The 12718-nt window shown below is 59.3% G+C and carries 9 protein-coding genes and 1 tRNA gene; 1 reads left to right on the top strand and 9 read right to left on the bottom strand.

From position 1 onward, the window contains the following. Positions 1-388: 388 nt before the first annotated feature. The 9 genes from rplT to recJ form a co-directional block, all read right to left on the bottom strand. Complete coding sequence (gene rplT, locus AAAV21_RS02600) at positions 389-748, bottom strand: 50S ribosomal protein L20 (RefSeq protein WP_006234421.1); 360 nt, start codon at positions 746-748, stop codon at positions 389-391. Positions 749-794: 46 nt separating this feature from the next. After that, positions 795-986, bottom strand: coding sequence for a 50S ribosomal protein L35 (gene rpmI / locus AAAV21_RS02595; RefSeq protein ID WP_006234422.1), 192 nt, complete (start codon positions 984-986; stop codon positions 795-797). A gap of 32 nt (positions 987-1018) precedes the next feature. Next, positions 1019-1588 carry a translation initiation factor IF-3 gene (gene infC, locus AAAV21_RS02590; RefSeq protein WP_349107250.1) on the bottom strand — a complete coding sequence of 190 codons (570 nt, stop codon included), beginning with the start codon at positions 1586-1588 and terminating at the stop codon, positions 1019-1021. A 432-nt stretch (positions 1589-2020) separates the two neighbouring features. Continuing rightward, a tRNA-Leu gene (locus AAAV21_RS02585) sits at positions 2021-2107 on the bottom strand. Between the two features lie 39 nt (positions 2108-2146). Then, on the bottom strand, positions 2147-3580 hold the full coding sequence (locus AAAV21_RS02580; protein WP_349107249.1) for a transglutaminase-like domain-containing protein: 1434 nt from the start codon (positions 3578-3580) through the stop codon (positions 2147-2149). 352 nt (positions 3581-3932) lie between these two features. Continuing rightward, complete coding sequence (gene fba, locus AAAV21_RS02575) at positions 3933-4799, bottom strand: class II fructose-1,6-bisphosphate aldolase (RefSeq protein ID WP_035137086.1); 867 nt, start codon at positions 4797-4799, stop codon at positions 3933-3935. A 194-nt stretch (positions 4800-4993) separates the two neighbouring features. Continuing rightward, the gene (locus AAAV21_RS02570) at positions 4994-5677 is read right to left on the bottom strand and encodes an MBL fold metallo-hydrolase (protein WP_253056489.1); all 684 of its coding nucleotides are present in this window, start codon (positions 5675-5677) and stop codon (positions 4994-4996) included. An 84-nt stretch (positions 5678-5761) separates the two neighbouring features. Continuing rightward, on the bottom strand, positions 5762-8122 hold the full coding sequence (locus AAAV21_RS02565; RefSeq protein ID WP_349107247.1) for a bifunctional (p)ppGpp synthetase/guanosine-3',5'-bis(diphosphate) 3'-pyrophosphohydrolase: 2361 nt from the start codon (positions 8120-8122) through the stop codon (positions 5762-5764). Positions 8123-8137: 15 nt separating this feature from the next. Further along, positions 8138-11425 (bottom strand): single-stranded-DNA-specific exonuclease RecJ, encoded by a 3288-nt coding sequence (gene recJ / locus AAAV21_RS02560; RefSeq protein ID WP_349107245.1) that lies wholly within the window; start codon positions 11423-11425, stop codon positions 8138-8140. Positions 11426-11701: 276 nt separating this feature from the next. Between recJ and AAAV21_RS02555 the strand changes: the two genes are divergently transcribed. Next, positions 11702-12700 carry a bile acid:sodium symporter family protein gene (locus tag AAAV21_RS02555; RefSeq protein ID WP_349107244.1) on the top strand — a complete coding sequence of 333 codons (999 nt, stop codon included), beginning with the start codon at positions 11702-11704 and terminating at the stop codon, positions 12698-12700. Positions 12701-12718 lie beyond the last annotated feature (18 nt).

Genomic DNA, 12718 nt, shown 5'->3' with positions numbered 1-12718 from the left:
AAATGGTTCGATGTCTGCCCGGATGCGACACTGAATGTGTCCATCCTCGCAGTATCCGGTTCTCAAGGTGCACGCCTTCGCGGGTTCCCGGTCCGACCGGGCCGCGCGGCAAGGAGATATATTGCCAGACCGCGAAGCGATGTGGGACGTCAATTCCACTCTTCACAAGTCCTACACAACATATCGCTTCCTATATAAGTAATAGAAAGGCTGGTGCAGAAATACTGCACGTATCAGATGATGACCCTTCGGTTAAGAGACATATAAAAAATCGGTCACCTGTAAGTGTCTATCTACCCGCGCTTTTGCTATATAAACCAGCGCTTTAGATAAAAAGAGGGAGCGCCGCGCACAGCGCGACACTCCCCTAGCGATTCAAGAGAATCAATTAGGCCTCAAGAGCCTTCTTGGCGATGGTAGCCAGCTCGTTGAAGGACTCGATGTCCTCATAAGCCATCTGGGCCAGGACCTTGCGGTCGAGCTCGATGCCGGCAACCTTCAGGCCGTGCATGAACTGAGAGTAAGAGATGTCGTTCAGGCGAGCAGCGGCGTTGATACGGGTGATCCAGAGAGAGCGGATCTCGCGCTTCTTGTTGCGGCGATCACGATACTGATACTGCAGGGAGTGCTGGACCTGCTCTTTAGCATGCTTGTAAGTACGCGAAGCGGCACCGTAGTAACCCTTCGCACGGTGCATAACGGTACGGCGCTTCTTCTTGGCGGCAACAGCGCGCTTAATACGTGCCATGTTCTATCAACTCCTAGACGGTTAAACGAAAAACGGGAACGCGAACTTAGGCGAGACGCGACTTGATGACCTTGCGGTCGGCAGCGGCGATCTCGGTCTCCTGACGGAAGCCACGCTTACGCTTGGTGGACTTCTTGCTCAGGATGTGGCTCTTGAAAGCCTTGGCGCGCATAAGCTTGCCGGTACCAGTCTTGCGGAAACGCTTCTTGGTGCCGCTGTGGGACTTCATCTTAGGCATGAAATACTCCTTAATCGGTTACAGAACACTAGTTACTTGATATCGCTTGCCGCTTTATCCTCATCAAAGGCGCCCTTAATCGGGGCGAGCAGCATAAGCATGTTACGGCCTTCCATCTTAGGCTTGGACTCGACCGTAGCGTAAGGCTTAAGGTCCTCGGCGAGACGCTCGAGAACGTTAAGACCCTGCTCCGGGTGAGCCATCTCACGGCCGCGGAACATGATGGTGATCTTAACGCGTGCGCCCTTCTTGAGGAAACGCAGAACGTGGCCCTTCTTGGTCTCGTAGTCGCCAACGTCGATCTTGGGTCGGAACTTCATTTCCTTGACCTCGACCTTGGACTGGTTCTTACGAGCAGCCTTGGCCTTCATGGCCTGCTGGTACTTGAACTTACCGTAGTCCATGACCTTGCAGACCGGCGGCTCCGCGTTGGGAGCGATCTCGACCAGGTCGAGACCCTGATCGTCAGCGACGCGCTGGGCATCGCGGATGGCGAACAGGCCGAGCTGAGAGCCATCGACGCCAATCAAACGGCACGAAGATGCGGTGATCTCGTCGTTGATGCGGGTGTCATCAGACTTAGCTATTTTCCCTACCTCCATTCATAAAAAAATAACCCGGCGCTTCTTTGCAACCAGGTCGTACACATAGACATCCTCGATTTGAGGAAGTGAATCTAAGTTGTATGACCAGTCAGCTGCTCATTGGCGCCAAAAGGTGGGAACCCTCGGGTTCCTCTTTAAGGCATTGCGGGAACAACGCCTTGGCGATAATAACACGTACAGCGCGTTATCACATTACGTACACGAAAAAAGGGGCCTTGACCCCCTTGAACACTCGCTTGCATGTATGGTGCCCGAGGCGAGACTCGAAGGGCCTTCGCTTCGCGAAGCCCCGGGCTTCGGGCGCGTGGCGCCCTCGCCACGCTCCGCTACAAACAGGCCACAGGCCTGTTTGCTTAACGCTTCGCGCGCTCACGCGAGTTCGGCACGAAAAAGGGGGCCGCTACCCCCTTGAACGCTCACTTACATGTATGGTGCCCGAGGCGAGACTCGAACTCGCACGTTGTTGCCAACGGTGGATTTTGAGTCCACTGCGTCTGCCAATTCCGCCACTCGGGCACTCAATGCGTGAGTTAGTTTATCACAGCTTTCTGTTGATTAGTCCGAAAATGGAACTTCGAGCATTTCGATGAGTTCGACCGTGCGGAGCATCTCGCGCCGACGGCATCCGCGACCGTCGACCGAAGCCTCACCCATCTGGTTATCGTAAGGGTCCTCGCGCATGCCGTCGAAAGAGGGCTCAAACTCTGCCTGGAATCGATTGTTGGCCACCATACGCCACGGGTCGAGATTGCCAAAGTAGTGACGGCGGCGCCACTCCTCCCCCATCCTGCGAGCAGAAGATCCAAATGACACGTCGACGTTGAGCCAACCGGTCTGCGGCGTATAGAACTCTGCCCAGTCGTGCGACCCCACCGAATCGGGCGCAACATACAGGCCGCTCTGCCAACGGGCAGGCACGCCCGCGATACGGCACATGGTGATAAACGTGAGCGCCATAACGCCGCAATCGCCGCGGAGCGAATGCGCGCAGTCATCGGCAATAGACCCCAAAAGCAAGTACGGCGGCTGATAGCGATAGTCGATATACTGCGTCAGGTAATCATAGATAGCACGGGCGCGATCGAGCGGATCCTCGAGCCCGTCAACGACACGGGCCGTCAGCTGCTGCAGATACGGCGTGAATGCAATGTGCGGACGGTCCTCGGAAATATCCTCGGGCAGCGGCGCGTCCATACGCGGGTGAACCGGAAGTGTGCCACCGTAGACATCACAATATGCAGCATCGATGTGATAACGATAGGTCACCGAAAATAAGTGCTCGCTCGAGGAAGACCACGAGGCGGTACGCGCCGAAGCATTCGCGGGAGCAACAGCACCCTCCGGCGTCATGTCGAGAATCTCGACCCGAGACTGCTGACGGCAGGCAGCCGCGACGGGGAGCCAAGCGCAAATGGTCTCCCCTTCCAGAGCCCCGGGGACGGACACGGACGCTTTAAGCGTAATGACGCGAGCCAATCCGTTTTGCGACTCCATCTCTTTGAGCATCTCGTTGCGCAGTGCTATGCCGTCCGTAGAATCGGGCCGCATGCCGGGGACCTCTTTGGGATACACGCGAAGCGAATCGAGGAAGTTGTCGAGAACAAACAGCTCGCCATCGATAAAGCGCCAGTCAATACGCTTACGATTAATCAGGTCATCAAACTGCTCTTCGGTAAACTCTGGCCACTCCTCGCGAATCATCGCAATAGCCTGATCGCGCGACACCGAAAAATGAAGCGGCGTCTCGAGCATGCGATACCGCTCGGCACGAACACAAGCAGCCAGCGAAGGCTCGGGGTTCTGCTCCAAAAGGCGATCGCAGGCAGCAACAGCCTGCGTCAAATACCCCGCGTCCTTAAGACGAAGAATCTCGGGCGGCAGTCCAACATCGAGATGACGAAAGTCATCACAGCAAACATCAACAGAGCAACCAACAGGACCCTCGTCAATAACCTTCCCATCCGAAGGCAGTACATTAATAACAGCCATACCAAAACTCCAAGCCACTAGAACGCTTGAAGCCCATTGTAGCGAGATAAAAAGAAAGCCCCAACAAGGGAGCCATCAACGCCGCTGAACGGTAGTCAAAAAGTGAATTCAGCCTCGTAACCCTGCGGCGTTAAACGAAGGAAGCCCCGTCCCCCGGAACCGTTTCCTTGGCGCGACTTCTGGCAAAGCCAGGAACTTTTTTATACAGCCCAGTAACCCTGCAGCGAGTTAACAAAGGAGGCCCCGTTTCCTCGGAGCTGATTCCATCGCGCGACTTCTGGCAAAGCCAGGTGAGCGCGAGGGAAACAGCGTAGGGGAAACGGGGCCTCCGGCGGGAAAGTTAAACCGCTACTTACGCCTTGTTGACGGAGCCAAACTCCTCCATGAGCTCCTTGGTGCGGGCAACGATGTTGTCGCGACCAGGCTTGAGGAGCTTGCGGGGGTCAAAGCCCTTGCCCTGCTGATCCTTGCCAGCCTCGATGTACTCGCGGACGCCCTTGGCGAAGACGAGCTGCAGGTCGGTGTTGACGTTGATCTTGGAGATGCCCAGGGAGATGGCCTTCTTGATCTGATCCTCGGGGATGCCGGTGCCACCGTGCAGAACGAGGGGCAGGTCACCGGTCTGGGCCTTAATCTCGCCCAGACGCTCGAAGGAAAGACCAGCCCAGTCGGCGGGGTACACGCCGTGGATGTTGCCGATGCCGCAGGCGAGGAAGTCGACGCCCAGGTCAGCGATCTGCTTGCACTCAGCAGGATCAGCGAGCTCGCCGCTGGAGGTCACGCCGTCCTCGGTGCCGCCGATGCCACCGACCTCGGCCTCGATGGACATGCCCTTGGAGTGGGCAAGCTCAACGAGTTCCTTGGTGCGGTCGAGGTTAAGCTGGAAGGTCTCCTCGTGAGAGCCGTCATACATGATGGACGTGAAGCCGGCCTCGATGCACTTGAAGCAGTCCTCGTAAGAACCGTGATCGAGGTGAAGGGCGACGGGAACGGTAACGCCCGTGGCCTCGACGGCAGCCTTGACCATGTCGGCGCAGACCTTGAAACCGCCCATCCACTTAGCGGCACCAGCGGTGCACTGAAGGATCAGCGGAGACTTGGCCTCCTCGGCGGCCTGGAGAATAGCCAGGGTCCACTCGAGGTTGTTGGTGTTGAAGGCACCAAGACCGTACTTGCCGGCCTCGGCCTTCTTGAGCATGTCTGCTGCGTTGACGAGCATAAAAGAAACCTCCTGTAAGGTTGCTCCGATAACGCCTGAGATTTTACCACGGCGCACCCGAGCATAAACGTTCGTTTGTTCACGAATATCGTCCAAACAGACTTTTTTGACCGTTTGCCCTACGAAATCGACCCGTTGGGGAAAAATAGCTTGACGTTTGGACGCTTCTCGTGCTTCAAAAGCCGACTATTAAGCTAAATCTGCATGAAAGGGTTCTGCATGAGCTCGCGTGCCATGGTGGTCGAATCGCCATGACCGGTTAGGCAAACGGTATCGGGCGGGAGAAGCCGGGCGAGCTTGGAGAGCGAGCGCAGAATCGCCGCCTCGTCTCCTCCAGAAAGATCGGTGCGGCCGTGCCCACCCGGAAACAGGGTGTCGCCCACAAAGGCAATGTTCCCCTGCTCGGTGGCAGCAAACAAGACGATCCCGCCCGGCGTATGCCCAGGTGACTCGATCACCTGCAGGCAGATATCGCCCACCTCGATAGCATCGCCCTCGGCGAGCAGGCGCGTCGGCTCCCCGGGGTCGGGCGTCTCAATGCCCCACATAGCTCGCTGCTCCTCGATGTTCGCATGCGGCACAGCTGCGTCCTTGCCGCACAGCTCGTACAGGGTGTCAACGCCAACGGCGGCCCGAACTCCAGCGACACCGCCAACATGATCGGCATGGCCATGAGTGCATACGGCGCCAAGCACGCGTACACCGGGATGCTCGGCTCGAATATGCTCCACCAAGCGCTCGCCTTCCCATGCGGGATCGATAATCACGCACTCATTGTCCGTAATAACAGCATAGCTATTGGTCTGAATGGGACCGTTTACGAGCGTCTCGATCTCGACCGATCCCTTGGGAGTTAAATCCAAGGACACAGCACTCATGCCCCTCTCCTCTCTATAGAACTCGAGGCATCAAACGATGCCTCGAGTGTAGCGAATATCGATAATGTGGCACGTTCGTCGCGACTAAACGCGGCGCTTAAGCTGGGCTCCACCCTCACCGGGCATCAGGCGGCGCGCGTCGTAGACCGAGTCAACGCTGCTGATAGAGGCCAGCAGCGGATCCAGACCACTCGCGTCCGAGATCTCGACCATAAAGCGCAGGGTTGCAATACCCTCGCGGTTGGTCGACGTGGCGGCAGAAAGGATATTGCCACCCGCATCGCCAATGGCAATGGTGACATCCTTGAGCAGGCCCATGCGGTCCAGGCACTCGACCACGATCTCGACCTGGAAGAGGGTGTCAGCAGCGCCGTCCCACTCCACGTCGATCATGCGCTCGGGATGCTCCATAAGACCCTTGACGTTGGGGCAGTTGGCGCGATGCACCGAAACGCCACGACCGCGCGTGATGAAGCCGACGATGTCGTCGCCCGTCACGGGGTTGCAGCAATGGGCCAGACGGACCAGCAGGCCGCTGTTGCTCTCGCCCTTGACGATAATGCCGTTGCTGGCGCTCTTGCCGCGCTTTTGCGGCTTGCGGTTGGAGCCGCGGGCGGGCTGCTTGACGACCTCGGCAATGGCCTCGGTCTTGGTGAGCTGCTCCTCGGGCTTGGGGTCCAAGATTTGCTCGACCTTGTTGCCCACAGCACGTGGGGCGACTTTGCCCGCACCAACGGCTGCGAACAGGTCCTCGAGCTGCTTATAGTTAAACTGCTCCGCCACGGCGTTGAGCGCACGCGTCGAACGCGGCGTAGAGATGCCATATCCGCGCTTGCGCAGGTCCTTAGCCAGTATATCGCGGCCGGCGGCAGCGTCGTCGTCCTTGGTCGCGGCGGCGAAGTAACGGCGGATCTTTGACTTGGCGGAAGGTGTCTTAACGATCTTGAGCCAATCACGCGACGGCTTGGAGCTCTTGTTGGTCAGAATCTCGACACGGTCGCCCGTCTTGATCTCGTGCGTGAGCGGGGCCACCGCACCGTTGATCTTAGCGCCTACGCAGTGGTTGCCGACCTCGGTATGAACGGCATAGGCAAAGTCGAGCGGCGTGGAGCCGGCACGAAGCGCCATGACCTCGCCCTTGGGCGTAAAGACGAAAATCTCCTGATCGAAGAGGTCGACCTTCAGCGAATGCAGGTATTCCTTGGCGTCGGTGATCTCATCAGACGCAGCCCAATCGAGCGAATGTTTGAGCCAGTTAATCTGGTCGTCCAGTCGCTGGGCATCATTGGTCTTAGACGCAGACGATCCGCCCGACTTCTTATATAGCCAGTGGGCGGCAATGCCGTACTCGGCCTGCTCATGCATCTCGTAGGTTCGAATCTGAATCTCGAGCGGACGAGCCGTGGGGCCGATAACCGTCGTGTGGAGCGACTGGTAGTTATTGACCTTGGGCATGGCGATATAGTCTTTAAAGCGACCGGGCATGGGGTGCCATAGTGTGTGCACCGCGCCGAGCGTGGAGTAGCAATCGCGCACCGAATGGGTAATAACGCGCAGCGCCACCAGATCGTAGATCTCAGAGAACTCCTTGCCCTTGCGCTTCATCTTTTGATAGATGGACCAATAGTGCTTGGAACGACCGTTGATCTGGAAGTCCTCCAGGCCAATGCGGTTGAGCTCGTCGGTGAGCGTCTTGATAGTCTCGGCCAGATAGCGCTCGCGAACCTCGCGCGACTCAGCCACCATGCGCGCGATGCGCTGGTAGGCATCGGGCTCCAAGTAGAAGAAGGACAGGTCCTCGAGCTCCCACTTAATAGAGCTCATGCCCAGGCGGTCGGCCAAGGGCGCATACACGTCCATGGTCTCGCGAGCCTTAAACAGGCGACGGTCCTCACGCAGGGCTGCAAGGGTGCGCATGTTGTGCAGACGGTCGGCAAGCTTAACGATGATGACGCGGATGTCCTTGGACATGGCGAGGAACATCTTTCGCAGCGTGAGCGCCTGTTTCTCGTCCATGCTGTCGACTTCGATGTTGGTGAGCTTGGTCACGCCATCGACAAGCTCGGCCACCGTATCACCAAACAGACCGGAAACATCGGCAAGCGAGGTCTCGGTATCCTCGACGGTATCGTGCAGCAGCGCGGCGCACACCACATCGCAGTCCATCTTGAGATCGGCCAAAATGATGGCCACCTCGACGGGATGGTTGATGTACATCTCACCCGAGCGGCGCTTTTGGTTGCAATGCTTCTCGGCAGCAAAGCAATAGGCCTGCTCCACCTTAGAAAAGTCGTCCTCATTCATATATTTGAGGCACAGGCGCTCCAGCTTGTCGTAGCTGTCCGCCATAATCTCGGGCGGCAGCTCATCGGCATGCTTATAGTGCTCCATCTCCGAAAACGGCTGGAGGGTGGAATCATGGGCGGTACGGGCTGCGGCATCCATCGAGGTCCCCTTCCCCTAGGCCCGCGGTACGATCGGGCGGTTAACTTTGGCTAGCATATCAGAAGCGCACGAATCGAGCGCCCAACTCCGGAAAGCCGAGAACTCCATGCGCGAACGCAAGCCCTCCAAATAGCGAATTGACCTGCTCAATTGCACGCGGCCGGGGTTTTCGGCCATCGCGATGCGACGGGTGTCGTCAAACCCCGAAACGCGGCAGAAACCAAGCTCTTCAAAGATCCCCAGGCCACTTTCTACCGAGCGCTCGTCGACCGGCGTGCGAGCATCGATGGCAAGGCACATCTGTGCGATGTCGATATCGCTCGCGCTAAAGGAATCGTCCCCGGTCTTGCCGCGGTTGGAGCGCCACATGGTCTGCAGCGCACGATAGAGCGTGACGAGCTCGTCGCGCTCGGGCGCATAGCAGTCGAGCAGGCGCTCGTTAATGCGGGCGTCGCGCGACGAATAGAGCAGATGGATCACAGCGGGCTGGCCATCGCGACCGGCGCGGCCGCTCATCTGGTTAAACTCAATCGCGCCAAACGGCATGTGGTAGAGCACGACATGGCGGATATCGGGCAGGTTGACGCCCTCGCCAAAGGCAGAGGTCGAGACGATGCAGCTGAGACTTCCGTCTCTAAAGGCTTCCTCAACACGGCGGCGATCGGAACGCGCAAGCCCAGCGTTATAGAACGCGATATGGGTCGCACAGTCGGGAACGCGTTTGCGTAGTGTCTTGGCAAGCGCCACGGACTGATCACGCGAGTTGACGTAGATGACGGTCTTCTCCCCCGTCGCGACGATGGACACCAGGCGGTTTTCGCGGCTCGCAAGATCGCGGTCGTCCTCGAGCTGCAAGTTCTCGCGCACGGTCTCGTCGACCACCGTACGGGTAATCGGCAGCACGCGGGCAAGCTCCGCCACGACCGGAGCCGTCGCGGTGGCCGTCGCCGCCATAACGACCGGATCGCCCAGGGCCTTGAGGATATCGGGCATGTCGAGATAGGCGCTGCGGTCGCCGCCCTTGGCAAGGCCGGCGTGGTGCGCCTCATCGATAACGACAAAGCCGATGCGCCCCGAACGCGCAAAGCGGTCGCGGTGAATGGACAGGAATTCGGGCGTCGTGAGCACGATGCCGGTGCGGCCCGAAGCCAAGCCGGCGAACACGTCATCGCGCGCCGCCTCCACGGTCTCGCCGGTCAGCACGCCGACGCCAATGCCGAGCGCAGCCATCGTCGACGAGAGGTGATAGGCCTGGTCGGCAACGAGCGCGCGCAGCGGATAGACAAAGATGCTCGCACGCCCGCGAAGGATAGCCTCGCGCGCAGCATGTACATGGAAGATAAGAGACTTGCCGCGCCCCGTTCCCATAACGGCCAGAACACTTTGGTGATCGGCCAGGGCATCGAGCGCCTCGACCTGCGCGCGGTGCGGCTGGTTCGAGCCGATAAAGCTATGGATAAGCGAGCGCGTCAGCTCGGTATAGGAAAGCTGGGCGAGCGTCTCGCGCTTACGCGACTCCAGGCGCAGGCCGGAATCCGCCGGCTGCACGCCACGACGAAGCTCGCATGCCGGATCGTCGACGCTGGACAGCGTGGTATCGCGGACCAGAACATCCTTGATCATGAGCTTGGGCTTCACACGCCCCTGCCAATGCTCGGCAACGGCCTCGAACACCAAATCGACAGCGCTGTCGCAATTGATGAGCTTATCGATTTGCGGCACGCGGAACATAATGGCCGGCACACTCGCGGCGCCATCGGTCGCCACAAAGCGCATGTGCTCGCCGGTTTTGCCCACCACGGCGCGATCGCACATCGTCACGCCCTCGGCGGCCAGAAGCGGCACCTTATTGCCCTGGCCAAACGGCTCAAGACGGGAAATCTGCTCGATGGTCTCGATATTTAGCTCGGAGAGGTCAACGGTGGCGGCAACCTCGTCAGTGTCCTCAAAGTCCTCGGCGGGAAGCTCCGATAGCACGGCCGAAAGGCGACGGCGGAACTCATCGAGCTTGGATGCCTCGATGGTCACACCCACCGCACCGGCATGCCCGCCGCGACGAATCAGCAGGTCGGAACAGCGCTCGACGGCGTCAAACAGGTTAACTTTGCCCACCGAGCGACCAGAGCCGCGCGCGATACCGTCCTCGATCGAGAACAGCAGCGCCGGCACGTGATAGCGGTTGGTCAGACGGCTTGCCACGATGCCCTTAACGCCCTCGTGCCAGCCCTCGCCACCCACGACGATTGCGCGTCCGCCGTCATAGGTCTTCTCGACCTTCGCCATGGCATCGCGCGTAAGCTCGGCCTCGATCTCGCGGCGTTGGCGATTGATTTCCTCGAGCTCGGCTGCCAGTGCACTTGCTTCGATAGGATCACGGGCAAGCAGCAGGTCGAGCGCCAGCTTGGGATCGGCCATGCGACCGGCGGCGTTTAAGCGGGGAATGAGCGAGAATGACAGGCCATCCGCCGTAATGCTCGAAAGGTCCGCCTTGGCGAGCGCAGCAAGCGCGATATAGCCGGGACGAGCGGTTACGCGCATCTGCTGGATGCCCTCGGCAACCAGCGCGCGGTTCTCGGGCGTGAGCGGCATCATGTCGGACACGGTGCCCAGCGCCGCGACCTCGATTAGCGAACGCCAATACGACGGCTTGCCCAGGCGCTCACCCAGGACTTGCACCAGCTTGAGCGCCACACCAGCACCGGCAAGTTCACGCGAGGGCCCCTCGTCCTCGAGCTTGGGGTCGGTCAGGGGCACGCCCCGCGGCACCTGGTCGGACGGCTCATGGTGGTCCGTAACCACCAGATCGATTCCCAGGCTCTCCAGATAGGAAACCTCTTCCTTGGCGGCAATGCCGTTATCGACGGTCACGATCAGGTTGGGTTGGGCGAGCTCGTTGACGCGGTCGAGCGCCGCACGCGACAGGCCGTAGCCCTCGTCAAAGCGATGCGGAATAAACGGCGTGACGTTGGCGCCAAACGAACGTAGCGCCTCGGTCAACAGACAAGTCGACGTAATGCCGTCAACGTCAAAATCGCCAAAGACCGCGATGTGCTCGTGGTTGCGAATAGCACGCTCGACGCGGTCGGCAACGACCGACATGCCCGGGATAATGAGTGGGTCAGCCCAGTCGCGATCGAGCGAAGGCGTCAAAAACAGCTGGCCTTCTTCGATGGATGTAATGCCGTGCGCAACCATAATGCGCGCCACCAGCCCGGGTATTCCCAGGCCAGCCGAAAGCTCCTTTTCGAGTTCGGGGTTTTGCTGAGCGACCGCCCAGCGATGCGTCGTCTTAAGCGATGACATAGGCGCCCACCCCCGATAGGGGCAGGTCGCCGCGATACCTCTCACGGTTCATAGCGATGAGTCCTCTGTGTATGCCCGCTTCGGCAGGCAGATCTGTTGAACGGATTTATTATACCGTGCAGCGCGGACGCAAATCGCCGCAGCACGCCGCGGTTTCGGTAAACGATGCCGGTAATAGCCTCGAAATATTCGAGCGTTTCTGACGCACGGACGCATGCGAGCGTCTAGCATATCCATTCAAAACGGGTTCACGGGCAAAGGGAGTCACAAGCGCATATGAAGCAATGGGTTGGACTGGGCAAGTTTCTCGCGGGGCACATGCAGGTCATCGTTCCGATTTGCGTGGCGTTCGGCGTGCTCTTTCCCCAACAGATTGGCGTACTCAAGCCCATCGTTCCCGCCCTGTTTGCCTTTATGACGTTTCAGGGTGCGCTCAGCAACACCTTTCACCAGGTGGCCGAGGTGTTCCGCCGTCCGCTGCACCTGGTCTTGGCGTTGTTCGTCTCGGCGGTGCTTATCCCTATCGCAGCTTATGCCATGGGATCGTTATTCTTTGGCTCCAACCCCAACCTTGTCTGCGGCATCGTGCTCGAGTACAGCGTACCCGTGGCAGTCACTGCTTTTATGTGGATCAGCATGTTCGGCGGCAACGGCCCGCTCGCGCTCACCATCATCCTGACGTCCTCGGTTATCTCGCCTGTGACGATTCCGCTCACGCTGAAGCTCTTGCTGGGTGCCACCGTCTCGATCGATATGCCGAGCATGATGCAGGACATGGCCTTTATGATCGCCATCCCCGCCGTGCTCGGCATCGTGATCAACGAGCTCACACGTGGATGGGGACACGAGAAGCTCTCCCCCGCGCTCTCGCCCGCCTGCAAGTTCATGATGATGGGCGTTATCGCGTCCAACTCCACCGCCATGAGCGAGTACGTGCTGCACATGAACGCGGTGCGCCTAGAAGTCGCCCTCTTTATTTTGACCTTCGCCATCAGCGGTTTTGTCGCGGGCATTCTGGTCGCCCGTGCGCTGCATCTGCCATATAGCGAGACGACCACCATGTGCTTTACCTGCGGCATGCGCAATATCTCTTCGGGCGCCGTCATCGCTACACAGTATTTTCCCGGCGAGGTCGTGTTTCCCGTCATGTGCGGAACGCTGTTTCAGCAGATACTCGCCTCGCTTATCGGGCATCTCTTTGAGCGTCTGACCGGCGAGGAGCGCGCCGCCCAGCGCAAGCAGGTCGAGGCCGGCCGCGACGCCATGGCACGCTAGGCTGTCCGCATTACGCGG

The sequence above is a fragment of the Collinsella sp. CLA-AA-H302 genome (assembly GCF_040093305.1).
In the GTDB taxonomy this organism is placed as follows: Bacteria; Actinomycetota; Coriobacteriia; order Coriobacteriales; family Coriobacteriaceae; genus Collinsella.
The sequence above is the reverse complement of the archived record's forward strand: the minus strand, read 5'-3'. Positions and strand labels throughout refer to the sequence as shown.

Bases quoted from the DNA above. Each gene is read 5' to 3' on its own strand.
- infC (WP_349107250.1), bottom strand. From the start codon at position 1,588: ATGGAGGTAGGGAAAATAGCTAAGTCTGATGACACCCGCATCAACGAC.
- AAAV21_RS02580 (WP_349107249.1), bottom strand. From the start codon at position 3,580: ATGGCTGTTATTAATGTACTGCCTTCGGATGGGAAGGTTATTGACGAG.
- rplT (WP_006234421.1), bottom strand. From the start codon at position 748: ATGGCACGTATTAAGCGCGCTGTTGCCGCCAAGAAGAAGCGCCGTACC.
- AAAV21_RS02565 (WP_349107247.1), bottom strand. From the start codon at position 8,122: ATGGATGCCGCAGCCCGTACCGCCCATGATTCCACCCTCCAGCCGTTT.
- fba (WP_035137086.1), bottom strand. From the start codon at position 4,799: ATGCTCGTCAACGCAGCAGACATGCTCAAGAAGGCCGAGGCCGGCAAG.
- AAAV21_RS02570 (WP_253056489.1), bottom strand. From the start codon at position 5,677: ATGAGTGCTGTGTCCTTGGATTTAACTCCCAAGGGATCGGTCGAGATC.
- recJ (WP_349107245.1), bottom strand. From the start codon at position 11,425: ATGTCATCGCTTAAGACGACGCATCGCTGGGCGGTCGCTCAGCAAAAC.
- AAAV21_RS02555 (WP_349107244.1), top strand. From the start codon at position 11,702: ATGAAGCAATGGGTTGGACTGGGCAAGTTTCTCGCGGGGCACATGCAG.
- rpmI (WP_006234422.1), bottom strand. From the start codon at position 986: ATGCCTAAGATGAAGTCCCACAGCGGCACCAAGAAGCGTTTCCGCAAG.